Source organism: Streptomyces sp. PTY087I2 (genome assembly GCF_001687325.1).
Lineage (GTDB): Bacteria > Actinomycetota > Actinomycetes > Streptomycetales > Streptomycetaceae > Streptomyces.
Genome location: NZ_LZRD01000023.1, coordinates 191,296 through 216,553, shown reverse-complemented (window position 1 = coordinate 216,553; position 25,258 = coordinate 191,296). Strand labels below are relative to the sequence as shown.

The window sequence follows — 25,258 nt, the reverse complement described above, 5'->3', positions numbered from 1 at the left end:
CTCTGGTCCCTACGACCGGTCGATATGAACGTTGGTGGACTTCACCCGGGCCGTGGCGGTCACCCCGACCTCGATGCCCAGCTCGTCGACCGCCTCACGGCTCACCAGGGAGACGAGCCGGTGCGGCCCGGACTGGATCTCGACCTGGGCCACGATGTCGTCGACGGTGACCGCGGTGACGATCCCGGCGAACGCGTTGCGCACCGAGGTCCGCGTCTCCCCGGGCACGGGATGCAGCCCGGCGGCCCGGTCCTTGGCGAACGCGGCGAGCCCGACCCCGTCGATCACCCGGTTCCCGGCCCCGTCCCGCTCCATGGCGAGCTGCCCCCCGTCGGCCCACCGGCGGACGGTTTCCGAACTGACGCCGAGCAGCTCCGCGGCCCGGCCGATGCTGTACGTCGGCACGGAGGCACTCTAGGGCCTGCCGGCCGGGCTCGGTCACGGCGTCCCGGTTGTGGCGTCCAGGTGCGGTGACCGGCTCGCCGGGCGGGAAGCTGGATCGGGGCGGGGCGCTCCTGGGAAACTCGCGTGCCCGCGGACGGGGCCGGTGGACGGGGCCGACGGATGATGCCGACGGATGAGGCCGACCTCCGGCCGACGGGGCTCGTGACGACGTACGACGACGGGACACGACCGTGACCGAGCAGGACAGCGGCAACACACCGCACCCGGACCAGGTATCGGACCCCGACCGCGCGCCGGCCTTGCCGCCGGTGGCCGACCGGGCGGCCTTCCAGACCGAACTGGACGCCCTGCGGCTCCGGGAGAAGGCGCACACCAGGGAAGGCGACGCGATCGCGGCGGCCCGGCGCCGGCTGCCCATGGTCGAGGTGGACGCCGGCCTCGAACTGACCGGCCCGGACGGCCCGGTCACGCTGCTGGACGCGTTCGAAGGACGCCGGCAGCTGATCGCGTACTACTTCATGTGGCACGAGGGACACGACGCGGCCGGCCAGTGCGAGGGCTGCACCTGGGTCACCAACCAGGTGCGGGAGCTGGCCTTCCTGCACTCGCGCGACATCACGTACGCGGTGTTCTGCCAGGGCCCGTACGAGGAGGGCCGCCGCTACCGGGACTTCATGGGCTGGGAGATGCCGTGGTACTCGGCGCTCCCGTCGAACGACGAGCTGCTGACCGGACGCCAGGTCGGCATGATGCACGTGGTCTGCTACCTGCGCGACGGCGACCGCGTCTACGAGACGTACTGGACGACGCTGCGCGGGGTGGAGGTGATGGACTACGACTACGCGCTGATGGACCTGACGGTGTACGGCCGCCAGGAACTCTGGGAGGACTCGCCCCCCGGCTGGCCGCAGACGATGGACGCGCCCCCCGAACACCCCATGCGCACCAACGGCCGCCCCATCCCGCAGTGGTCCCGTATCGAGGCGGGCCGCTCGGACGACCTGACGCCCGGCTCCTGAGGAGGCGGCCTGCTGACGCCGGCTCACCTCGCCGTAGTCTCGTCCCATGCCCCCGGCCGACGACACGACGTACGAGATCCGCACCGCCACCCCCGAGGACACCGGGCTCGTCGAAGCGCTGGACGGCTCGTTCACCACGGCCACGGTCTTCCAGGTGGAGACAGCTGAGAACGGCTTCACTCTGCGGGAGACCCCGGTGGACCCACCGCTGACCAAGGTGTTCCCGGAGGATGAGGAGGACGAGGACTCAGGGGCCGAGGAAGACGAGGCGGAGCGGTCGGAGAAGGGGCATCCCACTTTCCTGGCCCTGGCCCCCGACGGCTCCCTGGCAGGCTTCGTCTCCGTCTCGTACGCGGGGTGGAACCGCCGCCTCACCGTGGAGGACATCGAGGTCGCCCCCGGCCACCGGGGCAGAGGCGTGGGCAGGGCGCTGATGTCCCGGGCGGAGGAGTTCGCCCGGGAGTGCGGCGCGGGCCATGTCTGGCTGGAGGTCACCAACATCAACGCCCCCGCCCTTCACGCGTACCGCAGGATGGGCTTCGCGCTCTGCGGCCTGGACACCTCGCTCTACGAGTTCACCGCCTCGGCCGGCGAGTACGCCCTCTACCTGAGCAAGCCGTGCCGCTGAGCGAGAGCGCCTGACGCCCTACCGAGAAGCAATCTCGGCGATCAGGGCGACGAACAGGACCGAGGGCTTGGCGGTGTCAGACACGGACGGGGCCTTCCGGGGCGACGGCGGGTGACGCGGCAGGGGCGCCGAGCCCGGGAACGAGACGCCCAAGGCCGATACCGGCGGCCATCGCGACCAGGATCTACACCGCGAGGTAGCGGTCCACCAAGGACAGCCGAGCCGCGACCGGAGCGCTCACGGGAAGTTCTCCGATGCGGCAGGCCGTCCGGCCAGGGGTGAGATCGCAGACGCAGATCTCACCGCCCTCACGCGAGGCGATCATCGACAACAGGCGGAGCCGCACCGGGTCGCCGAGCGCCTTGAACACCTTGGCCGGCTCGACGGCCTGGCTCTCGTCGAGCGGCGCGGCCAGCAGGGTGGGGCAGCAGCCGCTCTCGTCCTGCGCTACGCCGCTGCTGCCGTCCAGGTCACCGAAGGCGGCACCGCCTGTTGCGGCCCGCAGACCATCGAGGTCGGCGACGACTTCGGCTGGACCCTCTACGCCGCCGACGAACGCGACGCCCTCCCCGCGGAGGCCGTCGCCGCCTCCCTCGGCTGCGGCAACCCCACCGCGGTCGCCGACCTCCACGAGGGCGACCGATTCCTCGACCTCGGCTCCGGGGGCGGCATTGACGTACTCCTCTCCGCCCGCCGTGTCGGCCCCACCGGCAAGGCGTACGGCCTGGACATGACGGAGGAGATGCTCGCCCTGGCCCTGGCGAACCGGAAGAAGACGGGCGCCACGAACGTCGAGTTCCTCAAGGGCACGATCGAGGCGATCCCCCTCCCGGCGAACACCACCGACGTCGTCATCTCGAACTGCGTCATCAACCTGTCCACCGACAAGCCCGCGGTCTTCGCCGAGATGTTCCGGGTCCTGGCCCCGGGCGGCCGCATCGGCATCTCCGACGTGGTCGCCGATGACCGGCTGACGCCCGACCAGCGGGCGGAGCGCGGGGACTACGTGGGCTGCATCGCCGGCGCGCTGTCCTTCACCGACACCGAGTACCGCGAGGGCCTGGCGGCCGCCGGCTTCACGGACATCGAACTCGCCCCCACCCACGCGGTGGCCGACGGACTGCACTCCGCCACGGTCCGAGCCACCAAGCTAGGGGCGGCGAGCCGCGACAACCACTGAACTGGTGGGCGTTGTCAGCACTTCGGTGGCGTCCAGGGCGGGATGGCTGAGGTAGAACAGCCGAAGCTCATCCACTTCCCCGCCGAAACGAGGCGGCCAATGGGGCGACGGGGTGAAGTCGTCCAGAATCAGAAGGCCACCGGGAGCAAGCAGCTCGACGACCTTCTCGGGGTCGTCACGCTTGCCCCCACCGTCGCAGAAGAAGACATCGAACGGGGCGTGCTGCTCAAGCAGCCGCCAGTCCCCGGCAAGCACGCTGACACGGTCGTCGTCCGCGAACACCCCAGCAGCCCGACGGGCAATCTCCTCGTCACGCTCCACGGTGACCAGCCGGGCACCCGCCCCCAGCCCACTGTGCAACCAGGCGGTACCCAACCGAAGCCGGTCCCGCTCTCCGCGACGACTCCGTGGGGCTTCGCGGCGGCGGCCACCTTGAGCAACCTGCCCACCTCGGGGACGCAGCTCTTGGTGAACCCCGCCTCGGAGGCGAGACGCTCAGCAGCCACCACACGAGACGGAACCGCACGCTCTGTCATGATCACGAACCCCCCTGGTCGTGCACAAAAGAAAGACAGGTCCCCCAACCTACTCATGCCTACTCATGCGAATAGGTTGGGGGACCTGCTTCTCAGCTGTCGGGGCGGCGGGATTTGAACCCACGACCTCTTCGTCCCGAAGCAACTTGGGCACCGGTGCTGCCTTGGGCTGGTGCGAGTCGGTTGTCAGTGCTGGCGTCTATGGTCTCAAGCGCGCGGTCGGCTTCCGGGGGTTCCAGCTCTGAAGGGAATGGTTGCATCCCCGGCCTGTCTGGGGGCGGCCCGGAGAATCGTCCGGGACCTAACCGACGGTCGGGCTTCGTCGATGGCCAGCGGATGACCTGCCAGAGCCGACCGTGCACCCCCTCCCGCGTGGACAGACGCACGCTTTCCAACTGTGGTGGTGGGGTGGTGGGCTGTGTACAGGGGTGTTCACCTGCGTTTATGGGCGCCTGGTCGCCGGTGCTGGGAGCGCTGCGCGTCTCGCCTGAACGTCCGTGAACGGATCTGAATGAGACGGAAACTGAGACGGCCGCCCACGATCCTAGAGTTGGCCTCGCCACCATGGCGCGTCCAGGCTGTCAGCCGGGATGACCTTGGCCTTTGCCAGGATCTTCTCATCGAGGGCCCGTACGAGGGCGCGCAACTCACGCGCGCTCTTCCTGGGCAGCGCGTGAAGCACGGCTTCGAGGTGCTCGCGGAAGCCGGCGCCGTAGCACCCGCACTCAACGACGCCGCAATCAGGCCCTGCGAGTGGATCTACAAGTTGTCTGAGGGGGCCATGGGCAAAGGCCTGCCAGTGCCAGAACGCTTCCTCTGTGGCTTCGGGCCAGAAGCGGGTCCGCTCCAGCCGACGTAGGTCAGCCGTGCAAGATCCTGAAAGGCGATCAATGAACGGATACCGTCGCCGTCTTAGGGAACGGACAGGGAGGTCGCCCCGCAGGGCTGATGGGCGCCTACGCGGCATTGCCCCTTCGGTTGTCGGTCATGGCGGCAAGGTACAGAACGATGTGCCAGGTGGCCACCGCATATCCGGTGCCGAAGCCCTGAGCTTGGGAATCACCGCTTGGGCGCGCTGTCCGCTCGGTGCGAAGGAGTTCCAGGGTTTGGGTCCCGCTACTCCTCAAGCGGGCTATGGCCCGGGACAAGGTCAAGCGGAACGTCGTGGAGCTGTGCTCGGTGCCCCGGGGGCAGTCCGGGCGACCTTCGAAAGCCCTCACCTTCGCCCAGGCGGAGGCTGTTCTCCGGGGAGCTGAGGGAACCACGATGTACGCCTAAAGCGTCGCCGCGCTCCTGACCGGTGCCCCACCGAGGAACTGAGGTCCTTCACCTGGGACCACGTCTTCCTCAAGGGGCGGCACGACCTGGTCCCGCCGCAGCCTCCGCACATCGCCGTATGGCGGTTGGTCCGGCGGAGCGGCGACACCAAGACCCGCAAGTCCCGGCGCACGCTCGCCCTGCCCTCACGCTGTATCGACGCGCTCTGGAGGCAGGACGAGGATCAGGGCTGGGACCGGCTCGCCGCCGGCGACGACGGGGAGGAGCACGGGCTCGTCTTCTCCTCGGCGGTCGGTAAGCCGCTCGACGCCGCCAACATCCGCCGCGCCTTGCGCCAGGCGCTCAAGGACGTCGACGGGGTCGACGCGGCCGAGTGGACGCCTCGGGAGCTCCGGCACAGCTTCGTGTCCCTGCTCTCCGACCGTGGCGTCCCCCTGGAGGAGATCTCTCGGCAGGCCGGTGATCCAGACGGGTGCCGTCGTCATGGACGACATCTTCGGCGCGGACCCACGGAAGCCGTAGGCACGCAGGAAGCGATAGTCACGCAGATAGACACACAACAACGCCAGAGGGCCCTTACCGAATCGGTAGGGGCCCTCTGACCTGGTGCTCAGCTGTCGGGGTGGCGGGATTTGAACCCACGACCTCTTCGTCCCGAACGAGGGTCGGGCAAGATCGACACCAGGTCAAATGGGCATCCGTACTGGTCACGGGCTTGGGGTGGGTTGGTCTTGGCTGCCTTCGGCGGGCCTCCGGAAGAAGATCATCTCCCAGAATTCTCCCAGCTTTGGGCGTTCTCGAGGCGTGGTGTCTTTCCTGGGCATCGTTGCGTGAGCAAGTTTGCGTGTGGTCGAGGCATTCCGACTCCTCGCTGTTCTGCCCAGACGCTGTCGGCTGATACGGCAGGCGCCTCCTGCCACGAGGTATTGCCCGGCGTCGACCCAGACTGATTCGAAGTCCTGGAGGGGCGTGTGGCGTATTCGCAGGGCTGCGGGAGTGGGGAGGAGTTCGTGATCTTTTCTGGTCTGAGTGAGTGTCGGTGGGGGGAGGTAGGGTCGCGGGACGCGGGGCTCCCTGGGGAGCTTGCATGGCTTTTGGGGAGTGAGGCCGGGTGGGACTGCCGGGTGGGGCCGCGGACAAGGCGGGAAACCGGTACGAGGACTGGTGGACCGCGTTGCGAGTAGCGGACGTGCTGCGGGGGCGGGCGTCGGGTATCCGGTTGGAGCCCCCGGGCCTGGCGGGCGCCGGAATCGAGTTCGAGGTCGAAGAGGCCGACGGCATCTGGTGTGAACAGGTGAAGGACGTCCCCTCCAAGGGAGCGTGGACCCTGGACGCGGTGGGGAAGGTTCTCAAGGCGGTCGCCGGGCACCTTGCCCAGGGCAAGAAGGTGCGCCTCGTGCTGTCCACCGGGGCTCCTGAGCTACGCGATCTTTCCGAACGAGCCCGGGCCGCCGAATCGCTCGCCGAGTTCGAGGAGGTTCTTACCAAGGCCCAGGGCCCTCGGTTCGTTTCAGTGATTCGGAACTGGTCCGTGAACGGCGTGCCGGTCAGCCGGGAGGCCGGCTGGCGGTATCTGCGGATGGTGTACGTGGAGCACCATCCTCCGGAGACCTTGCGGCGCCTGGTGTCCATGACCTACGAGCTGCTGTTCGTCGGGGATCCGGAAGTCATTGTCCAGCAGTTGGGTGGCTATCTGGACGATCACCTTCACCAGCGCCTCACCGCTCCCCAGATCCGCAGTCATCTGCTGACCGTGCCGGGGGTGCGCCCGCGGCTGCTGGCCGGGGACACCAGCACGCTGACGGCCCTGGCTGGCACCGTGCAGCGGTTCGTGCGACGCGTGGACCGTGACAGGCCCGTTTTCGGGCTGGCCGCCCGGCCACACGTGGAGCAGCTGTACGAGCGTTTGGTAGCCGAAGACGGTCCGCAGACCGTGGTGTGTGAGGGCGGAGCGGGTTCAGGGAAGTCGACGGTCGTCGCCGACGTGCTGGCCCGGCTGGCCAAGCGGGGTTGGCCGGTAGCTGCGGTGCGGATGGACGGGGCCGACGCGAGCATGCAGACGGCCAAGGACCTGGGCACCAGGATGAGCCTGCCGGACTCGCCAGTGGTGCTGCTGGCCGGTGTTGCGAATGGAGACCCGGCGCTGCTTTTGATCGACCAACTGGATGCTGTCGGCACCTATAGCGGCCGGATGTCGGACGCCTATGAGGCCGTGGAGGACGCGCTGGCGCAGCTGTCAGTCGCCCCGAACGTCAAGGTCGTACTGGTGGCCCGCACCATCGACATCGACAACGATCCGAGACTGACGAAGCTGGTGGCCGACAGTACCCGGGTAGCAAGGTTCCCTCTCGGGGCGTTGGACATCGAACAGGTGCGCGCGGTCCTGGCCGCGAGCGGGACGGATCCCGACAGCCTGGGCCCGGTGACATTGGAGCTGCTGCGAACTCCCTTGCACCTGTCGGTCTTCGGTCGTCTGTCTCCCGCGGCGCGCACTGCCTCCTACCGGACCCTGCAGCAGCTGTACACGCGCTACACCGACGATGTCCGCGAGGAGGTCGAGCAACAAATTGGAGCACTGGACTGGGCGGGGATCACCAGTGCGCTGTGCGCCTCAATGAGCGAGCGCGAAACGCTCCAGGCTGCGGCGGCCCTGCTCGACGTCTTTCCACGTCGGCAGGTCAGGGCCCTGGAGTCGCATGGCGTCCTGGTGCGCGACGCGGAGGAAATCGGGTTCTTCCACGAGACGTACTTCGATTTCCTCTTCGCCCGATCCTTCATCTCTGCCGGAGCGGACATCCACGATTTCTTGGCCGACTCCGGCCAGCACCTGTTCCGGCGAGCCCAGACCAGGCAGATCCTCGAGCACCTCGCCGGCACGGACCGCGAACGCTTCCGCACCACAGTGGACCAGCTCCTGGGCTCCGACCGGATCCGCCCACACCTGCATGATGTGATCATCGCGGTTCTCCGACAGCTTGATGCCATCCTGCCGGACTGGCAGGCCATCGAACCGCTCGCCTGGGGTCAGGCTCCTGTCGCGGGCAAAGCGCGCGGTCTACTCGCCCTGCCGCGATGGTTCGACGCCGCCGACCACGATCAGAGGTGGGAACGCTGGCTGAGCACGCCGCAGACCGCCGATGCTGCGTTTTCTGAACTGCTGGCCGTCGCGCGACACCGGCCCGAACGTATCGCAGAACTGGTGCGACCGTACGTAGGTGCTACGCCGCAGTGGCGGCGTCGGTTGGTGGGGCTGATCGAGTGGGCGCTCACACCTGACCTTGTTGAACTTGCTGTCGATCTGATCGAGCAAGGGTATGCGGATGAGGCCAGGGGACCGATCGCGGTCAACAGCGACTTCTGGTCGCTCCTCTACGGCCTCTCTGAAACCGCCCCCGCTCCTGCTGCGCGCCTTGTCGGCGCCTATCTGCGTCGTCACCTAGCCCGTGCGCGCGCCGACGGATCAGGCGACCCCTTCGCGTCCGAGCACTTGTCCACGAACTCAATGGCGGCTGACACCGTCCTGTCCCGCGTAGCGCAGGCCGAGCCGGAGACCTACGTCGATCAGGTTCTACCCTTCGTTATTGACGTGGCCACGGCTAGCAGCGCGGCCCGCGCCGACTCCCATGACCTCGGTGGCCGCTGGGCCTACCGCCTCGTGGGCGGTCACGGTGTCGACGCCGTCTTGCTTGCTGCCCTGGACACGGCATTGCGCTCCCTGGCCAGCCAAGCCCCTACTGCTGCTGCCGACGCCCTGCGGCAACTGACCGCCTCACCAGTTCAGGAACTCCGCTTCCTCGCCTGTCGCCTGCATGCTGCCCTGGGATGGCCCGATGAGGCGATCGCCTGGCTCCTGAACGATGAACGCAACCTGCGACTGGGATGGGTGGACAGCGCGCGCTGGGCCTCGCGCGAACTGATCGAGACCACGACCCCCCACTGCGCGGACGAGATGCTGGACCGCTTGACCGCAGTGCTGCTCGGCTACTACCCGGCATGGGAGCGCCGACGGCAGAAGGGGCAGGGCAGTGCCTGGGGCTGGAGCCAGTACGAGCTGCTGTCGGCGATCTGCCCCTCGCGCCGTAGCGCAGCGGTACGCCGTCGGCTCGCCGAATGCGACCGCAAGTTCCCCGGCCAGGCCCCGTCGCCACCGGCACCAATTCAGGCTGGGGTCGTCGGCTCACCGATCAGTGACCACGCGGCCCGGCACATGACCGATGACCAGTGGCACCGCGCCCTGGACAAGTATGCCCAGCCCCAGCCCGAACGGTTCTGGCCTCGTCGGGGAGGTGTCCACGAGCTCGCCCGGACACTGGGTAGCCGCGCGCAACAGGAACCCGATCGCTTCACCGACTTCGCCTTCACTCTGGGCCCAGGCTCACCAGCCGCCTACCTCTGCGCGATCGTGGAGGCGGTCACGTCCCATCTGGATGCCGACCACTGGGAGCGGCTGGTCCTCTACACCCTCCAGACGCTCGGCTCCGAGGCAGCGCACACGATCTGCCGCACTCTGCAGGCGGCCCCGCAGAACTTCACTCCTTCTCTGCTCCCTGCCCTTGACGGCTACACCACAGACCCCCGTCCCCAAGATGACGTCCCTCGTCCTGATGTCGAAGGAACCCGCACGGATCTGCTGACCGCCGGCATAAACGCCACTCGCGGCCAGGCAGCCCTCACCGTTGCTGCCCTGCTCTTCCACGACAGCCAGCACCTGCACGTGCTGACGCCTCTGGTTACCCGTCTGGCCAACGATCCAGTGCTCGCCGTCCGGGTCTGTGCTGCCGAAGCCGTGCTGGCGCTGATGAAACATGACCCGCAGACCGCGTTGGACATTGCCGAGCAGCTACTGACCCACCAGGACACCAATGTCCACAATGCCCCCACCGCCCAGCGATTGCTCATCCACGCACTGGTCCACGATTACTCGCGTTTCGTCCCTCACCTCGGCCGCGCGCTTCAAGGCTCCGAGAGCACGGCCGAACTCGCCGGGCAGACATGGGCCGTTGCTGCCGTCCAGGGGCGTCTTGCCGCAGGTATTCCCATGGCCGTGCAAGAACTTGGTGACACCGCACGCCGTGGCGCGGCGACAGTCTTCGCCCGCCACGTTGACCACTATCCGCACCTCATCCCTCTGTTCGGTGATGGCGACGCCGAGGTCCGCAAGAACGCCTCCCTGGCCATGAGGTATGCATTCGACTTGCCTCCCGCACAGGCCGACGAACTCGTCAGAGCTTTCCTTGACAGCCGGGCGTTCGTGGACCACCTCGAGCACCTCGTCTTTGCCCTCCACGACCACACTGGACCTCTGCCAACCGTGGCCATCGAGGTATGCGAGCGCATAGTCCGGCACGTGGGCAAAGAACTCGGCGACATCAGAACCCAACGCGCAGCGGACGGCCCTCACCTGGTCTCGACGGTCATCCGGCTCTACCGCCAAAGTCCGCCCGCGCTACGGATTCGATGCCTGGACATTATCGACAGGCTCTCGCAAGCAGGCGCCTACGGGCTGAACGCCGCCCTGGAAAACGAACGCTGACTCAGCTGGCCTATACGCGCTCCTACCTCTGCCTCAGCCGAGCGTTATCTGGAGGTGGATCGAGTGAGCGTCGAGTGATCGCGTTCCTGGGAGGCGGGCACCTGACAGAGATCGCGACTGGGGAAGCCAGTTCGATGGTCTCCGTCGTCACGAGCCAATAATGGTATTTCTGTCTCACCTGCCGTGTCTGCTCACCAGGGCTTCGTTGGTGTCCCATCTGGATCGAGTCCGTACGGCCACCACGTGGCCATGATGTCGCAGAGCCATGGCTCTGCGACATCGCGCAGCGATGGTTCCACGCCATCAGAGAAGAACGCGTTAGGGAAGACGTCGGCGTCAGCGGCTTGCTGAGTAAGCAATTGAGCCTTTTCTCCAGCGCGGTATCGCAAGTAGGCCATCAAGTACGCCCTCGTGGGGCCAGAAGGACCCCACGTGAAGTTGACGGCTACTGCTCGTATGCCCAGGCCCTGCCGGTCTGTCGGTACTCCTCAACGGAGATCGGCTCGACCCCGGTGCGCATGCGGGCGGTGTATGCCGGCCGTCGAGGTGGTGGGTTAGGCACGCGAGGCCGAATTTGCACACGGTAGTGACGGTCTCGCCGGTCAGGGTCGTGGTCTCAACGGTGATCTTCAGAGGGCGGGGGGATGAGGCCGCGGACGTCGAAGAAGCTGAGGCAGCCCTCGTACTGCTCGTCCAGTTGGCCGGAGCGACCGGTGACCTTCGGGTTGGGCAGGATGACGGCTGGCCCGTCGCCGGACGGCGGCTGCGGAGCGGCCGATGCCGATCTGTGGGGCGGCGATGCCCATGCCCTTGGCGAAGAGGGGGGACCTGGCTGACTTGTTTTATCGCGGCGAACAGTTCGTCGGTGATGCGCTCGGCTTCGTCGCGCTCGGCGGGCAGGGTGAAGGTGCGGGCCGGTTCGGCAAGGATGCCGGCGCGCCGTGCTGGACGACTCCGAGGTCGCGCATCTGCTGGTTGGGCCGTGCATCAGTCACCTGAACTCCTCTGCCTCATACCGCGTTTGGACCTGGCACGGAGTCGCCCCTCTTGGCGGGACCGAGCGTGGGGAGCGGGTGTCTCCGCGATCCTGGTCTGTGAGGGACTCGCGGCCCGTCCACGCCACGTCCACGGCACGGACAGCTAGAAGAATCCGTGTTTGCACTGCGTAGGACGGCCAGGGCCACCATCATGTACGGATCTCGGAGAGAGGCTGACTTATGACCACTGCTCTTGCAAAAGGCGGCAATACTGCCCTGTCTGCTGCGGCGGCATGCCGCGTCACCCTCAGCTCCCCTACGACGGGCATTGATGTGTCCGCTGTCCTGCTCGGGCCGGACGGCAGGGTGCGGAGTGATGACGACCTGATCTTCTACAACCATGCTGCGCAGGACGGGGTCAGGCTGAGCGGGCAGACCATCGTCGCGGATCTTGCCGCAATCCCGGAGACGGTGGACCGCGTTGCCATCGTCGCCAGCATCGATCCGGAGCTGCGGGTGAGGTATTTCGACGCGAGTAGCACCCCGCATGCGGTCATCGAGTGTGGCGGTGTTCGAAGTACCTTTGAGCCGCCGCCGCTCATGCACCGGGAGACAGTGGCTGTGCTCGTCGAGCTGTACCGGCGGGCGGGCAGCTGGAAGGCTAGGGCAGTGGGCCAGGGGTGGGACACGGGTCTGGCGGGGTTGGCGTCGGACTTCGGCATCGTTGTAGATGACCCGGGCCCTACCGCAGCGGCCCCTCCAACCGTTACACCCGCGCGAAGCCGCCAGCTGTCACCTGGGGCGTCGCCGCCGAGGCCGGTGACAACACCTGCCCGGCTCCCTGCGCCGTTGGGCAAAGTGCTCCTCACCAAGGCTGGCCAGGCGACCATCGACATGCGTAAGGACGACCCGAGCCTTGTAGTGACAGCCACTCTTGCGTGGAACGGCGGAAGTGCGGCACGAAGAAGGGCTGGAGCGGACCTGGATCTTTACGCCCTCTACGTCCCCCGGAGTCTGGTCACCTCACCCGGGCAGCGCCCGGTCAAGACGGACCAGGCCGTCTACTACCGGCAACTCGGATCGTCAGTAGCGCCCCCCTACATCGCACTGGACGGCGACTCCAAGGCTCCAGGTCGAGAGACGATCACCATCCGTCGCCCAGACCTCCAGGGCTACGTCCTGCTATGCGCTTACAGCGCGGTGGAGAACGGAACAGGTTCTTTCAAGTCGTACGGCGCTCAGGTGGTGGTCACGGATGGGCGCGGGTCCACGGTGACGGTGCCCTTGTTCAACAATCGCAACCTGTCCTACTGGGTCGCCATTGCCCTGATCGACTTCAATGTTCCAGGCGGTGTTGAGATCCGGCATGTGGAGAAGTACAGCGGCAACCACGTTGAGGCCCGACCCACGCTGTACTCGAGTGGGAACTTCCGTATGAGTACCGGAAAGATCGAGTTCAAGACGAGGTAGATCTGACGGCGAGCATGGACTCTCAGAGGAGTGCGAGCCTGAACGCAGCGGCCCGCTTGGCCATCCCCTGCTTCCAGGGCGTCGGATCTTCCTCGGCGACCTCCCGCCACAGCGCCGCAGATGCGGAACCGAATGCCGTCAGTGCCTCCGGGTCGGTGTTCCGCCACGACGGGAAGCGGCCTGCGAACACGATCGCGTCCTCCGCCGGGTGGCCGGCGTCCATGAGCCTCAGCGCCAAGGTGCCTGGATCGATCCATGCCGCACCGCGCGTTGGCCACGCCCAGTCGATGAGGCGGGCACGCCCGTCGGCGATCAGGACGTTGTGCGGTGCGAAGTCGGTGTGCAGCAGGGTGTTGCCACTGAAGTGCTGGAGCGTTCCGGTCGGAGCGTAATCCGCCCAGCGTTCCACCGCGTCCTTAATCTCGATGTCGGCCGGAGCGGTGATCCGTTGCAGTTCGGAGAGCGCGGCTTCTACGGGCACCAAGTCGGCCGAACCGGGGCTGTAGTCGGCGTGGCGACCGCTGAGGACCTCGTATCCGAGAAGGCTCCATCCACCGACTTCCAGGTGCCAGTACAGGCGGGGGCAGGACGTAGGCAGGTGGGGGGCGATCTCCGCCTCGCGGCGCTGTGCTGCGACCTGCGCATGATCACTCGCGATGCCCTTCACGAAAACGCTGCCGCTCTCGGTCTCCAGGACGGAGGCGACGCCGGAGTTCATGCCGCCGGTCATGGTCACCGCCTGATGCACGGGGCCGGTCTTGTCAGTGACAGCCTGGCGGGCGTCGGCTGGGAGCTGATCGAAGGGAATGCGAGACATGGACACGCGCGGTTCCTCATGGGGCTCGGAGACAAGGGAGTGCCGCCCCGGCCAGGGTACGACCGGGGCGGCACTCATGGGGCGCGTACGCGAGCGGTGCGGCGCCCGCCTGCGGTGGATCTAGTACGGCTGGTCGTCGCCGGCCGAGCAGCTGCACTCCGCGCCCTCGGCGGCCTCGTCCAGGTCGGTGACGATCTGGACCTCGTCATCGCGGATGGCCCCGGCCGGCAGTGGCACGGGCAGGGTGCCGGTTGCACCATCGGTGGGGCGCCGGCCGATGGTGAGCAGCATCAGTTCGCGCGGCGGGGTGAGGGTTGTGGTGGGTGGAGTCATGATCCGTAGCCTCCGTGTTGGCAGTAGAGCTCTCGTTGGTCCCCCGCATCCTGGTAGAGCTTGGCCAGCGGCCGGCAGGTACGGCAGGTGCCGACCTTCGTGCAGCCGGAGCATCCACCGGTGCGGAGCTGCAGGGACTCGGCGATAGCGCCGAGCCGGGTGAGGGCGGCGACGCCCTCGGTCACGAGGTTCACGCTCGGGTCGCGGCCGACCTTGCAGACAGACGCGATGCCGTGCGGGTTGACGTGGAAGAACGTCCGGCCGGCATTGCAGCCGGTGAAGACGCTCCGGGCCTTGATGTGGCCCTTGGCCTGCGTCGCCAGCGGGTTCGCTTCACCGTCGATCGTCGGCGACATGTTCGTGAAGACCTGGTGTGGGAAGCTGTAGCGTTCACACAGAGCCACCATCGCGTCGACCTCATGGGCGTTGTCGTCCGACACGATCACGTTCAGCCGGACCGGCAGCCGGTCCTGGTGGGCCGCGTCTAGACCCTGGATGAACCGGCCGAACGCGCCGCGGTTGCGAGTGACCTTGTCGTACGTACCCGCGGTCGCGCCGTAGACGCTGAGCGTGAGCCGGTACGGGCGGCGGCGGGCGAACAGGTCACGGATCGGCTGCTTGCGCAGGGACGACCCGTTCGAGGAGACCTGCACCATCATCCCGAGCTGGTGGGCGTATTCGTAGGCCGCGCCGAACTCGCGGTCGATCAGCGCCTCGCCGCCCGTGATCTGCAGCCAGACCACGCCGGCGTCCCGCATCGTCTCCAGGAGCTGCTGCTTGCCCGCCCAGTCCAGGCCCTCGAACCGCTTCTCGCCGAGGTAGCAGAACTCGCAGTCGTAGTCGCAGCCAAGGGTGATTTCCCAGGACGCCTTCGCGTACCCGTACGGCGATCGCTCGCGCACAAGGACGAAATCGCCGACCGGTCCGTCAGGCAGCTCGGTGCCCCACGCCTGCCGCGCGGCATCAACAAGCCAAGCTGGCAGAGAGCCTCCGACGTGGCTCGCGGCGCGCAGCTCCTCGTAGCGAATCCCAGGAATGCGCACACCGACCGCTCGGCCTGGCTGAAGAAGGAGGTGCTGTGCGAGGAACGGGCTGGCCACGAGACGCGTGCTTGACGCGGCAGGCGCCGCCCGATCCGGTGTGCCGGTTTCGGTCATCGGACCTCCAGAGGGCGGTCGTCGTGGTTTGGGACGGGAGGGCTGATCGACTGTGCGGCGTCGTCCGCGGTCTTGAAGCAGGACCAGATGATCTTCCCGAGCGGTGTACGGTCCCTCACTCCCCACTCGTCGGAAAGCGCGGCCACCAACGTCAGGCCCCTCCCGGAGATGTCTGTGGCGGTCGGCTCGCGTACGACGGGCTGCTGGCGACGGCTGTCGTGCACTTCCAGGCGTACGCAGTTGTCGTCGATGTCGAGCCGGACGAGGAAGCCGTGCCCGCGGGCGGTGCCGTGGAGAACGGCGTTCGTGGCGAGTTCGGAGACGCACAGGCAGATGTCCTCGGTGCGGCTCGTCAGACCCCAGCCGTCCAGCGCTCTGGTGGCAAACTCCCGTGCTTTGCGTACGGACTGGCGGCGGGCCTCGAAGAACTGCTGAAGCGACTCGGGCATGGGGTGCCTCATGACTCCGTGCTCAGGAGGAGGAGTGGCGCGGGGAAGCGGCGGTGGGCGGTCTGCTGACGAGGTACGTGGCCAGGCCCGATGCGGGGGCGGCGGGCCAGCAGCAGGCGGGCGCCGGCGGCCTCGATAAGGCGGGTGCGTTCGGCGGCGAGGTGCTTCGGCCCCAGGTGAGACAGGGCGGGGGCGATGACACCGTAGACGTCAGGAAGGGCCAGCGCGTCCAGCAGGCCGGTGAACGCGGTGGAGCTCGGTTCGGTCGTCGCGAGCCTGTCCTTGAAGACGCCGGAGAGCTGCAGCTCATGGATCCGGCAGTACTCCGTCAGCGACGCCTGTAACGCCGTTTGACGGGCTGCGGAGACTCCGGCCAGCCGCAGGAAGCCGTAGACGACGGGCCCGTTGACCGGGCGGTGCTCGGTAAGGAGTTCCATGCTGGTGACCGTCCAAGGGACTCGGCGAAAAGAGACCCCTTGAGCGTCGCCGTACCTCAATGCGCAGGGAATCACCGGCTGTTCCACTTGCGCTCTACTTCCGCCCCACCGGCCGCACGCTTCTGCTTCCATGGCTGGTGGAAGGGAGCGACGCGTGGCGACCGTGCACCATTGGACCGGCCTGGAGGCCAGAGCTCTACGGCTCGCCCTCCGCCTGAGCGTGCGTGCTTTCGCCGAGCGCCTCGGTCTCGCCGTCGCGACCATCTCGAAGTGGGAAAAGCTCCGGTCCGCGACCGAGCCCCGCCCTGACACGCAGGCCATTCTCGACACCGCGCTCGGTCGCGCCGATGCCTCCGTGCACCTGCGCTTCGAAACGCTCCTGTCGGAGATGGCCGGCCCCGGGCAGGTGGCAGCCGGACGCCGGGTGACGGCCGCCGGGCCCAGAGCCTGGGAGTACGAGTCGTGGACCGATGACCTGGACCGTGCCGTCGTCGCCTTGTCCCGGCAGAACTTCACATTCGCCGACAGCCTGCTGGGCCGATGGCTCAACCGTTTCACGGCCGCCGAACTCGATGACAAGGGCTTGTACCTCTACGCCCGATCCACCGCGTTACTCGGAGACCTCAAGCGCGATCAGGGCGCGGTGCTCGGACCACTGTCCGCACGCCACTCCTACGCGGGCGCGCGCTCGATCTTCACCCAGCTCGACATTCCCCGCCGTGTCGCCCAGCTCGATCTGTCCCTCGCGGTCGTCGCGGAGATGTCCGGTGACCTGGAGACGTCGGCCCGAACGTACGAAACGCTCGCCGTCGACGACCGGCTCTCTCGCCGTGACCGGGCCAGAGCCCGCCTGTGGGTGGGCACCGCACTCAGCAAGGACGGCAACCACGACTACGCGACCCGCGTGATGCAGGCCGCGACCCGTGATTTCGAAGACCTCACCGAACCCGACGATTGGTCGGTGGCCCATCAGAAGCTCGCCCTGGCCCGCCGGGGCGTCGGGGACCTCACCCAAGCCCTGCACTTCATCGACATCGCCCGAAGCAGCGGGAGCAGCGACTCACCGATGCAACGTGTACGACTGGACACCGCTCACGGCCACATCCTGCTGTCCGACGCGGCGACCCGCGATGATGGGTTACGCGTTCTCGGCCAGGCCGCTCGGACGGCCGCGCAGTACGGCCTCGTGCACCAACTGCGCAGTATCGAGAGCGTCAAGGCCAGCAGTGAAGGGCGCCCGGGGCCCCGCCGACGGTGATCAGGGAGACGAACGCATGAGTGACAGCCAGCAGGTCATCACTGAAGACCAGTGGCACCAGGCCAAGGCGATCTGGGACTACCACCAGATGCACCACCAGGCCCATCCCGCGGACGTGGCGATCGGCCTGGGCAGCCACGACCTGGGGGTGGCCACGCGCGCCGCCGAGCTGTACCACGCGGGTCTCTTCCCCACGCTGGTCTTCACCGGCGGCAACAGCCCGACCACCGCCAAGGTCTTCCCACGCGGCGAAGCGGTCCACTTCCGCGAGCACGCCATCGACCTCGACGTCCCCGCCTCAGCGATCCTGCTGGAGCCCCACGCCGCGAACACCGGGCAGAACATCACCCTCGCCCGCGAGGTCCTGGCCGACGCCGGCATCACCCCGGAGAAGGTGCTGCTGGTCTCCAAGCCCTACATGGAACGGCGGTCGTATGCCACCGCCCGCAAGCTGTGGCCCGAGGTCGAGATGGTGTGCGCCTCGGAAACCCTGGAGTTCGACGACTACCTCAAGTCCATCGGTGACGAGAAGCTAGTGGTGGACATGCTCGTCGGCGACCTCCAGCGGGTGATCGAGTATCCGAAGCTCGGGTTCGCCATCGAGCAGGAGGTCCCGGAGGACGTGCATGCTGCGTATGAATCCCTCATCCACGCCGGCTTCACCAGCCGCCTTATCGCTTCCTGAACTCTCCTCCCCGGGCAGCCTGTGCGCCATCCACCAGCCCAACTTCATGCCCCGGCTGACCACGCTGGCCAAGCTGTTCGCGTCGGACCACTGGATCGTCCTGGACGACGTGCAGTTCGCCCGCCGCGACTACCAGCATCGCGCCCGCATCGCCACACTCGACGGCCTCGGCCCGAACCGGTGGCTGACCATCCCCGCTCACCGCCCCTCCGGGCGCGCCACCCTTATCAGAGACACCCTGATCGCCGACCCTGCCGCGGCCCGACGCAGAGCCTCATCGATCCTGCGCCAGCAGTACGGGACCAGTCCTCACTGGCCCGCACTTGACCGTGCCCTTCAGCCGGTCTGGAATGCGTTCGACACAGGAAGGGTCGCGCCGGTCGCCACGGCCTCGACTCGCGCCCTGCTCGAACTGCTCGGCTGGCGGGGGCAGATCTTCACCAGCAGCGCCCTGCCCGCACGCACGGGTCGATCCGAGCGGCTGGCCGACCTGGCCGACGCCACCGGCGCACGCGCGTACCTGTGCGGCACCGGCGGCATGACCTACCTGGACCATGCCCCCTTCACCGAGCTGGGCGTAGCCGTCGTCCCGTTTCTCTCGCCGGCCACTGGTCTGTGGGCCTCGGGGCGACAGGTCAGTGCTCTGCGGGCGTTGGCCTTCCGCGGCCCCGACGCTGTGGGAGCTCGGTTTCGGGCTCTCGCGTTCGCCCACGATGCGCTGGGGTGCGCGGCCTGACACCCGCTTCGGGTACGGAAGCGGGTGTGATCAACGTCGACGTGCCTGTGGCGGCTGTGGCTGGGAGGCCGGCGCGACCGCTGCCGGGCTGACCGATGTGCCTTGTCGCCGTGCCACGCTCCGCATCCGTGCCACTCGTGCACGGTCGCTCGGAACTGGCCTGGTGCTGAGCCGCTCGACGCGCCAGGTCACTACCCGTGCGGGGCTTCGGGCGTCGTTGAGTGCCCGTTCGTCGGTGGCCTGCTGCAGTAGCTGCTTCGGATCATGCCCGGCCTTCTCGGCGGTTGCGAGGGCGGCGGTGAGGGCGTCGAAGGCCGGGTCCTCGACCACCTGCTCGGCGTGGGCCGGCATGGCCTGTCGGATGAGGAGGGTGTGCCGTTCCACCATCTGCTGGGGTGGCCGGCGCTGGGCGAGGACGGTCAGTGGTGCGGTGGCTGTCTGCTTGTAAGCGGCCTGCAGATGGATCAGGGTCTGTTGGGCTGTGGCCACCTGTTGGTCGTGGCGGCGGAGCTGGTGCCAGCGGGCGGCGGCGATGACGGCGAGGATTGCGGCGTCGAGGAGCATCGCCAGCAGCGCGCCGTCCTTGGGGGCGGGCTCGCGGACCATGGCTCGTACGGTGCTACGCAGGGCGCGGGCGTGCTGGTGCTCGGCCTGGACGCGGGAGCGGGTGGCGCGCTCGAACGCCTCGGCTGCCTGCCATAGCTGGGGACGAATTTCCTGGGGTGCGAGCATGGGCAGGGCGTCGAGGGCTTCGCCGAAGGCGGCCAGGTGGGCCTGAGCGGCTGCATCGGCATCGCCGTCGAGGTGGTGGGGGATGCGCTCCGCGGCGGCGGTTGCCTGGTGCCACGGGTTCACCCGACGGGGGCTGTGCTGGGGTTCGGTGGCTTCTAGACGCTTGCGAATCTTGGGTAGGGACAGGTCAGGGGAGAGTTCGGAGCCGGAGTACCAGATCAGCTCCTGCTGGGCGTTGACGTCGCCGTCGAGGGCGACGGTGTAGCCGCGTACATCACCGGACGGGAAGTGCTTGATGTCCACGAGGATGCCGTCGGTGTGCTCCAGCAGGTGGACGAACTCCTCGGTGCTGGTGGCGGCGGCCACGGCGGTGCGCACGGTGGTGCGCAGGTGTTCGCGGGCGGTGCGGGCTTGGCCGGCGCGCTTGGCCTTCTCCTGCTCGGCACGGGTAGGCCGTTTCGCGGCTGTGCGATCCCCGCGTATGACCTGGAAGAGGCCGTACTCCTTTTCGACGGCTGCGAGTTCGCGGTCGGCGGTGAGGTAGTCGTTCCAGTGCCGGGCGGTGCGCAGGTCGGCGCGGACTGTGGTGGCGGCGATGTGGATGTGGTCGGGGGCGTGGCGGACGGCGACCCAGCGGCAGCCGTCCGGATCGCCGTCGGGTGCGATGCCGGTGGCGGCGACGATGCGGTGGGCGATGTCAGCCCAGTCGTCGTCGCTGAGGTGGCGGTCGGCCTTGGTGGCACGGATCGAGCAGTGCCACACGTGCTTCTCGGGTGCGCGGCCGAGCCGCTCGGCCTGCTTGACGTGCAGGTCGAGGTCGGCGACGAGAGCCCGCTTCGTGGCATCGACATCATTGGTGCGGCCGGGGTCGGGGGCGAAGCCGTCCCAGGAGGCGACCAGGTGCGGGTCGGTGTGGCCCTTCTTCTTCGTGTCGTAGAGGTAGCGGATCAGGTTGGCGGTGTCCTTGCCTCCGGTGATCTTCGCGATCATCGCGGCGCCTTGTGGCTGACGGCCTGGTTCGCGGCGGCCGCGATGTGGCTCACCGTCTCACCGACCGCGTCCAGGGTCCGGTCGGTCTGGGCGAGGAGAGCGCTGTCCCCAGGGTGTGGATGGCCGCCGGAGTTGAGCTTCTTGGCGATCTGGTTGACGTTGCGGCCGATGGCGGTGACCTGCTCGCGCAGGGCGTTGATCTCGTCGATGTAGTCGTCGAGCTGGGTGCGCTGGCTGGCCAGGGTGAGGTCGCCGTGGACGTGGGCCAGAGTGGCTGCGGCAACGTAGTGGGCGCCGCTGAGGTTCAGCGACGTTGCCTTGGCGCGTATGACGGCCTCTTCCTCTTCGCTGTAGCGGACGTCGACTCGTCCCTCGCGACGGCCGTTGGGGTCGGGCTTGCGACGTTGGGCGACGCGGTGCAAGGCGGCTTCTTCTGCTGCACGCGGCAACGGCATCTCGACGGCAGCAGTGCTGTCGGCGATGGCGGTGGGCTGTTCCTGCTCGGGCACCCCCTGGTGTCCGAGTGCCTCCGCCACCCCCGGGGCGGAGGCTTCCCCGTGAGACCGGCCCTTGGACGGTCCAGCGGGATACCTTGCTGCGCTGTTCATGCCGGTGGTCATCTCCTGATGCGGGATGGCGAGTTCGTGGTGCGGGTCGTGCATGGGCTGGTTCTCCGTGGAGTGCTGGGGGCGAGTGCTCGCTGTATGTGGGTGCCCCCCTCGTGCTTGTCGGCATGGAGGGGGGCGGCCAGGGCGTGCGCTGGATCAGGGGGTTGCGGCGGCTTCCCTCTGCTGGAACTTGGCGTCGTCGTACGTGCCGAGATGCTGGCCCCCGAAGCCATCGTCCGCGACAGGCTCGGGCCGACTGGCGCGCTCGGCCCGCAGCCGGTCGCGCACGGCGCCGGCGCGCGTCTGGGCGATCCGCAGTTCGCTGCGCAGGCGCTTGGCGGTCAACTGGTCGTCGCTCCAGTCGGCGGTCAGGCGGCGGCCTTCAGCGAGCACTTCGGCGTCGGTGCGGTGGCGGTCGGCGGCCGACTCGGTGCTGGTGAGACGCGGACCGGTCGTCCCGTGTGGGGCGACTTCGGTCGACTTCGCCACGGTGGTCGACCGGGGCGGGCGGGCAACGAGGGCCGACTCGCCGCCTTTGGCCGATCCCGTTGTGCGTGCCTCGTCGACCTTCACGGAGGTCGACTCGGACGGCTCCTCGGAAACCGGTTCGGCTCGGTCGGCCACCGACGGTGCGGCGTGCTCACCGGCGCGCTGGCCAGCGGATTCCTCTCGTTGCCGGCTGATCGACTGGGCCGAGTCGGCCTCCTCGTGCTTGTGGTGCAGCACCTTTGCCACGAGGTCCGAGCCAAAGTAGATCGACCCGACTGGGAGTGACGTGGCCAGCAGTACGAGGGCCCAGTTCGCAGGCTCCCAGCTGGTGAGTCGACCCAGCCGGGTCGACTCGGTGTGCAGGGTCGGTATGAGCCCGTGGACGTAGTTCAGCAGGAGGCTGGCGATCGTATAGGTCGCCAGTACCCGCAGCGCGAACTCTCGGTCGGGGCCAGTCAGCACAAGCGTGGCGATGAGCGCGAGGGCCATGAGCCCGTCGACCACGATCGGGTAGAGCAGGGCGGCGGTGGGATCGGCGCCGATGGCGCGGGCCACGTCGGACAGCGCGTTCCACGAGACCCGGAAGGCCATGAGGACAACGGCAATCAGGCCGAGGACGAGGGTGGCGCGTGCGCCCGCCCGGCGTCCACTTCCAGGATCGGCAGCGGGGCGACGCTGATGCGAATCAGTTCGGCTGAGCAGGGCGGTGATGCGTGCAAGCAAGCGGGGGTGCTCCAGGTGGGCTTGAGGCGGCGGCCTTGGTGCGGGGGAGGGCAGGGCGTGGCCGCCGTGAGGTGCGGGGACTCGTACCACTCGTCGCGTGCCTGGTCAGCACAGGTACGAGTGGCGTAGCGATGTCGAGACGACTCGTTGCGAGGCGTTCACTCGTCCCCGCGCTGACCTGCGCGGGGACGAGTGATGCGAGTGGAGTCGAGTCAGGCTGCGGTGCTGGGCGCCGGGCCGTCGCCTGAAGAGGCGAGCGCGTCTGTCGCCTTCGGCTCGGGGCAGTAGCGCGCCCAGGTGTCGAGGAATTGGTTGCGCGCGAAGCCCTTGGCCTGGGTGCCCTCCGGGAAGCGGCGGTTGGCCGAGCCGATGCCGTACGGCTTGAGCAGCAGCTGCAGGCCGCGCGGGGTCAGGCCGTTTGCGCCGTACTCCGCCCACGGTGCTTCCCTGTCTGCGTTCAGGGATTCCAGCAGGTGTTTCGTGCTGAGCACGGCAGGGTCGCCGACGGCGGCGAAGGCGCGGCGGATGCCGACCAGGAGGCGGGTGCGAAGACCGCCTTCCTCGTCCTGGCCAGCCTCGTAGTCGGTCATGGTGCGGCAGGCGGAGCGGGCCAGCGCGGGCCAGTCACCTCCGGCGAGATCGGCGACGATGACCAGCGGTTCCCAGGTGTCCGCCGCGCGGTCCTCGACCGGCATCGGTGGCTCCATCTCCATGTCCAGTTCATAGAGCGGCTGAAGCCAGGCGCGGAGGCGATCGCGGATCGCGTTCAAAGCGGGTGTGTCCCGGCCGGTGCGGAAGGACGCCACCTTCTCGCCCGCTGCTCGGCGGCGCATGCGGATGACCACCGCACGGTCCATGATCGTGTCCGGCAGATCGCCGATCCCAGCCAGTGCCGCCATGGCGAAGGTGGGGAATTCCTGCACCTGGTGCTCGGGGCCGGACACCCGCAGTGTCGGCCGACCGCGCTGGTGTCCGGCGTTGATGAGACCACGGACCTCCTCGTTCTTCTCCGCGCCCTTGGTGGTGCTGAACATGGTGTCGGCCTCGTCGACCAGGAGAGTCGGCGGGTCGTCCCCGTCGATCGACCGGAAGATCGCAGCCGCGCTGGCGTTGACCGTGATCAGCCGGTTGTGCACGGTCTCGGTGACCACGTCCAGCAGGCGGGACTTACCGCACCGCTTCTCCGGCGCGACGATCGCCAGGCGCGGCGCGTGCTGCCACGCACGCTGAAGATGCGTTGCCGCGACCCATAAGGCCACCGCCGTGACGGCCTCCTCGCTCGGCATCGCCACGTACCGCTTCAGCTGCGCCCGCAGGTCGTCCAGGATCTGCACCCCCTCGGATAGCGGCGTAGGCGAGGCGGTGTCGTCGGGGCCCTCTTCTGTTGGAGGCGCAGCAGCGCCGGACGGCTGGCCGGGGACGGCGACTAGGGGCCACGACGTGCCGGAGCTGTCGGGAAGGGATGGCGTATTCGGCTGGGCATCGGTCATACTGGGCATCAGCTCCTCTGCTTGCGGGCCATATGGGACGGCAATCCCGGACTCCGCAGGTCGATCGCTAGGGATGGCGGTTGAGAGGTTTGCGCTTGAGCCCCCGGCATCGCCGGGGGCTTCTTTCATGTGACGTGTGGGCGTGCGGACTCCTGAGGTCAGTGGGGTGGGGTGCCACCACTATGCCATACGAATTGCGGATCGCAGAAGTGTTTTGCATCTCGCAGTATCGATGCTACTGTTTAGGCTGTGCTGCAAACCGCAGTGCATTGCTACGAACCGAAGGAGGTGGCGGTGGCGGAGGAAGAGCCGTCCGAGGGCGTTCTGCTCAGCGGTGAGGCGAACGTCGCAACCCGCATCAGGGTGGAGCGCGAGGCGCGCGGCTGGAGTACCAATGCCCTGTCCGACCGGCTCAACGAGGCCGGCTTCGACATGAACCCATCCGCGGTCTGGCGGATCGAAAATGGCAAGCGCCGCATCAACCTCGATGACGCCATCGGCTTCGCCGAGGTCTTCGGCATCGACCTGCGCAACCTCGTCGGGCCACCTCAGCTGGCGGCCAAGGCCCGAGCTATGGAGCTCATCGACGAGGTCTTGGACGCTTTCCGCGCGACGCAGAGAGCCAACATGGCCTTCACCGAGGCGCGCGACGCTCTCGACGCCTACCTCGCCGAGCACCCTGACATCAGCGAGGAGGCCGACCTCATGGTCCAGTCCACCATCGCGGAAGAGGCCAACAAGACCATGTTGAAGATGCACGGCCCTCCGCTCGGCGAGCGCGGCGACACCAGCCCCGTCGCCGACGCGTAGCCGCCCGTTCCCACTGCCGCCCTGGGCCCGCAGACCCCCAGCATGGGCATATCTCACCCACATCCCTAGCGATCGACCGGCGAGTCGGCGTTGCCGCGCCCCAGAACCGCCAGAAGAGGACCCACCCCTTGCGTCAACCCGCGATAACCCCTGCCTCCGAACTGACGTCGCCCGCCGAGGCCGGCCTGCCGCGCCTCTACGTCCCCGAGGAAGTCGCCGCCGTACTCGGCTGCTCCGTTTGGTGGGTCAAGGACCGCGCTCGCCGTCGGCTCATCCCGTTCACCCGCGTCGGCCGTGCTTACCGCTTCTCGGACGAGCACCTCGCGGAGATCATCCGCATGCACGAAGAGCGCCCCGCCGTGAATGCGCAGCGCACCGGCGGCGCTCCTGCGCCGACGCGCAAGCCTCCCGCTCGGCACCGGCCCGATGTGGCTGTACCCACCGTCCGGCTCCAGGCCCGGCCCCCGCGCCGGATGGCCAAGTCCCAGTACGGAACTGCTGCTTAACGCGCCCCACAC

Annotated in this window: 21 protein-coding genes and 4 pseudogenes; 12 read left to right on the top strand and 13 right to left on the bottom strand. The window is 68.1% G+C overall.

The features are described from left to right. Nucleotides 1-9: 9 nt before the first annotated feature. Nucleotides 10-405: a molybdopterin-binding protein gene (locus A3Q37_RS25500; RefSeq protein ID WP_065487951.1), complete on the bottom strand. Its 396-nt coding sequence runs from the start codon at nt 403-405 to the stop codon at nt 10-12. Nucleotides 406-635: 230 nt separating this feature from the next. On the opposite strand from A3Q37_RS25500, the gene A3Q37_RS25495 reads away from it, so the two are divergent. Both A3Q37_RS25495 and A3Q37_RS25490 read left to right on the top strand, forming a co-directional pair. Then, nucleotides 636-1,424, top strand: a complete 789-nt coding sequence (locus tag A3Q37_RS25495) for a DUF899 family protein (RefSeq protein WP_079137991.1) — start codon at nt 636-638, stop codon at nt 1,422-1,424. Between the two features lie 46 nt (nt 1,425-1,470). Further along, entirely contained in the window at nt 1,471-2,052 is a 582-nt protein-coding gene (locus tag A3Q37_RS25490; protein WP_065487950.1) for a GNAT family N-acetyltransferase, read from the top strand. Nucleotides 2,053-2,179: 127 nt separating this feature from the next. Here A3Q37_RS25490 and A3Q37_RS36610 read toward each other — a convergent pair. Together A3Q37_RS36610 and A3Q37_RS25485 are read right to left on the bottom strand one after the other, a co-directional pair. Continuing rightward, nucleotides 2,180-2,293, bottom strand: a pseudogene (locus A3Q37_RS36610) (arsenical-resistance protein); the annotation flags it as partial. 33 nt (nt 2,294-2,326) lie between these two features. Next, a pseudogene (locus A3Q37_RS25485) lies at nt 2,327-2,521 on the bottom strand (ArsR/SmtB family transcription factor); the annotation flags it as partial. Between A3Q37_RS25485 and arsM the strand changes: the two are divergent. Continuing rightward, nucleotides 2,495-3,232 carry an arsenite methyltransferase gene (gene arsM, locus A3Q37_RS25480; protein ID WP_176711511.1) on the top strand — a complete coding sequence of 246 codons (738 nt, stop codon included), beginning with the start codon at nt 2,495-2,497 and terminating at the stop codon, nt 3,230-3,232. The pseudogene A3Q37_RS25485 and the gene arsM sit on opposite strands and share 27 nt — an antisense overlap. On the opposite strand, the pseudogene A3Q37_RS25475 reads toward arsM, so the two are convergent. Then, nucleotides 3,203-3,774: pseudogene (locus tag A3Q37_RS25475) on the bottom strand (O-methyltransferase). The gene arsM and the pseudogene A3Q37_RS25475 overlap by 30 nt on opposite strands. 1,116 nt (nt 3,775-4,890) lie before the next feature. Here A3Q37_RS25475 and A3Q37_RS25470 point away from each other — a divergent pair. The 4 genes and pseudogenes from A3Q37_RS25470 to A3Q37_RS25455 all read left to right on the top strand — a co-directional run. Continuing rightward, nucleotides 4,891-5,568 (top strand): annotated as a pseudogene (locus A3Q37_RS25470) (tyrosine-type recombinase/integrase); the annotation flags it as partial. Between the two features lie 589 nt (nt 5,569-6,157). Further along, the gene (locus A3Q37_RS38020; RefSeq protein WP_255311942.1) at nt 6,158-10,579 is read left to right on the top strand and encodes a hypothetical protein; all 4,422 of its coding nucleotides are present in this window, start codon (nt 6,158-6,160) and stop codon (nt 10,577-10,579) included. Between the two features lie 804 nt (nt 10,580-11,383). Next, nucleotides 11,384-11,578: a hypothetical protein gene (locus A3Q37_RS37370; protein WP_176711507.1), complete on the top strand. Its 195-nt coding sequence runs from the start codon at nt 11,384-11,386 to the stop codon at nt 11,576-11,578. 218 nt (nt 11,579-11,796) lie between these two features. Then, complete coding sequence (locus A3Q37_RS25455) at nt 11,797-13,026, top strand: TerD family protein (protein WP_079137990.1); 1,230 nt, start codon at nt 11,797-11,799, stop codon at nt 13,024-13,026. Nucleotides 13,027-13,048: 22 nt separating this feature from the next. On the opposite strand, the gene A3Q37_RS25450 is transcribed toward A3Q37_RS25455, so the two are convergent. The 5 genes from A3Q37_RS25450 to A3Q37_RS25430 form a co-directional block, all read right to left on the bottom strand. Beyond that, nucleotides 13,049-13,843: an aminoglycoside phosphotransferase gene (locus A3Q37_RS25450; RefSeq protein WP_255311950.1), complete on the bottom strand. Its 795-nt coding sequence runs from the start codon at nt 13,841-13,843 to the stop codon at nt 13,049-13,051. Between the two features lie 120 nt (nt 13,844-13,963). After that, on the bottom strand, nt 13,964-14,176 hold the full coding sequence (locus A3Q37_RS25445; protein WP_065487945.1) for a hypothetical protein: 213 nt from the start codon (nt 14,174-14,176) through the stop codon (nt 13,964-13,966). After that, on the bottom strand, nt 14,173-15,276 hold the full coding sequence (locus A3Q37_RS25440; protein ID WP_079137989.1) for a radical SAM protein: 1,104 nt from the start codon (nt 15,274-15,276) through the stop codon (nt 14,173-14,175). The genes A3Q37_RS25445 and A3Q37_RS25440 overlap by 4 nt, the downstream gene beginning before the upstream one ends. 53 nt (nt 15,277-15,329) lie before the next feature. Next, nucleotides 15,330-15,782, bottom strand: coding sequence for an ATP-binding protein (locus A3Q37_RS25435; protein WP_065487943.1), 453 nt, complete (start codon nt 15,780-15,782; stop codon nt 15,330-15,332). A gap of 8 nt (nt 15,783-15,790) precedes the next feature. After that, entirely contained in the window at nt 15,791-16,219 is a 429-nt protein-coding gene (locus A3Q37_RS25430) for a hypothetical protein (RefSeq protein WP_032780140.1), read from the bottom strand. 154 nt (nt 16,220-16,373) lie between these two features. Here A3Q37_RS25430 and A3Q37_RS25425 point away from each other — a divergent pair, with 154 nt between their 5' ends. Genes A3Q37_RS25425 through A3Q37_RS25415 form a run of 3 tightly spaced genes read left to right on the top strand, consistent with a single transcriptional unit; the run spans nt 16,374 to nt 18,898 of the window. Further along, complete coding sequence (locus A3Q37_RS25425; protein WP_065487942.1) at nt 16,374-17,477, top strand: helix-turn-helix domain-containing protein; 1,104 nt, start codon at nt 16,374-16,376, stop codon at nt 17,475-17,477. Nucleotides 17,478-17,493: 16 nt separating this feature from the next. After that, on the top strand, nt 17,494-18,162 hold the full coding sequence (locus tag A3Q37_RS25420; protein WP_065488002.1) for a YdcF family protein: 669 nt from the start codon (nt 17,494-17,496) through the stop codon (nt 18,160-18,162). Between the two features lie 46 nt (nt 18,163-18,208). Then, a complete protein-coding gene (locus A3Q37_RS25415) occupies nt 18,209-18,898 on the top strand; it encodes a WbqC family protein (RefSeq protein ID WP_065487941.1) in 690 nt (229 codons plus the stop codon). Nucleotides 18,899-18,928: 30 nt separating this feature from the next. Here the strand turns inward: A3Q37_RS25415 and A3Q37_RS25410 are convergent, their stop codons facing one another. The 4 genes from A3Q37_RS25410 to A3Q37_RS25395 form a co-directional block, all read right to left on the bottom strand. Then, nucleotides 18,929-20,620 (bottom strand): relaxase/mobilization nuclease domain-containing protein, encoded by a 1,692-nt coding sequence (locus A3Q37_RS25410; protein WP_065487940.1) that lies wholly within the window; start codon nt 20,618-20,620, stop codon nt 18,929-18,931. Further along, a complete protein-coding gene (gene mobC, locus A3Q37_RS25405; RefSeq protein ID WP_065487939.1) occupies nt 20,617-21,282 on the bottom strand; it encodes a plasmid mobilization relaxosome protein MobC in 666 nt (221 codons plus the stop codon). Before mobC ends, A3Q37_RS25410 begins: the two co-directional genes overlap by 4 nt. 102 nt (nt 21,283-21,384) lie before the next feature. After that, nucleotides 21,385-22,440 (bottom strand): DUF2637 domain-containing protein, encoded by a 1,056-nt coding sequence (locus A3Q37_RS25400; protein ID WP_079137988.1) that lies wholly within the window; start codon nt 22,438-22,440, stop codon nt 21,385-21,387. Nucleotides 22,441-22,652: 212 nt separating this feature from the next. Beyond that, nucleotides 22,653-23,930: a DUF3631 domain-containing protein gene (locus A3Q37_RS25395; protein ID WP_079137987.1), complete on the bottom strand. Its 1,278-nt coding sequence runs from the start codon at nt 23,928-23,930 to the stop codon at nt 22,653-22,655. 294 nt (nt 23,931-24,224) lie between these two features. On the opposite strand from A3Q37_RS25395, the gene A3Q37_RS25390 reads away from it, so the two are divergent. Then, entirely contained in the window at nt 24,225-24,740 is a 516-nt protein-coding gene (locus tag A3Q37_RS25390) for a helix-turn-helix transcriptional regulator (RefSeq protein ID WP_065487937.1), read from the top strand. A gap of 128 nt (nt 24,741-24,868) precedes the next feature. After that, nucleotides 24,869-25,246, top strand: a complete 378-nt coding sequence (locus A3Q37_RS25385) for a helix-turn-helix domain-containing protein (RefSeq protein ID WP_079137986.1) — start codon at nt 24,869-24,871, stop codon at nt 25,244-25,246. The last annotated feature ends 12 nt before the right edge of the window (nt 25,247-25,258 follow it).

Bases quoted from the DNA above. Each gene is read 5' to 3' on its own strand.
- A3Q37_RS25490 (WP_065487950.1), top strand. From the start codon at position 1,471: ATGCCCCCGGCCGACGACACGACGTACGAGATCCGCACCGCCACCCCC.
- A3Q37_RS37370 (WP_176711507.1), top strand. From the start codon at position 11,384: ATGCCCTTGGCGAAGAGGGGGGACCTGGCTGACTTGTTTTATCGCGGC.
- A3Q37_RS25455 (WP_079137990.1), top strand. From the start codon at position 11,797: ATGACCACTGCTCTTGCAAAAGGCGGCAATACTGCCCTGTCTGCTGCG.
- A3Q37_RS25450 (WP_255311950.1), bottom strand. From the start codon at position 13,843: ATGTCTCGCATTCCCTTCGATCAGCTCCCAGCCGACGCCCGCCAGGCT.
- A3Q37_RS25445 (WP_065487945.1), bottom strand. From the start codon at position 14,176: ATGACTCCACCCACCACAACCCTCACCCCGCCGCGCGAACTGATGCTG.
- A3Q37_RS25435 (WP_065487943.1), bottom strand. From the start codon at position 15,782: ATGCCCGAGTCGCTTCAGCAGTTCTTCGAGGCCCGCCGCCAGTCCGTA.
- A3Q37_RS25430 (WP_032780140.1), bottom strand. From the start codon at position 16,219: ATGGAACTCCTTACCGAGCACCGCCCGGTCAACGGGCCCGTCGTCTAC.
- A3Q37_RS25420 (WP_065488002.1), top strand. From the start codon at position 17,494: ATGAGTGACAGCCAGCAGGTCATCACTGAAGACCAGTGGCACCAGGCC.
- A3Q37_RS25415 (WP_065487941.1), top strand. From the start codon at position 18,209: ATGCCCCGGCTGACCACGCTGGCCAAGCTGTTCGCGTCGGACCACTGG.
- A3Q37_RS25410 (WP_065487940.1), bottom strand. From the start codon at position 20,620: ATGATCGCGAAGATCACCGGAGGCAAGGACACCGCCAACCTGATCCGC.
- mobC (WP_065487939.1), bottom strand. From the start codon at position 21,282: ATGCACGACCCGCACCACGAACTCGCCATCCCGCATCAGGAGATGACC.
- A3Q37_RS25395 (WP_079137987.1), bottom strand. From the start codon at position 23,930: ATGACCGATGCCCAGCCGAATACGCCATCCCTTCCCGACAGCTCCGGC.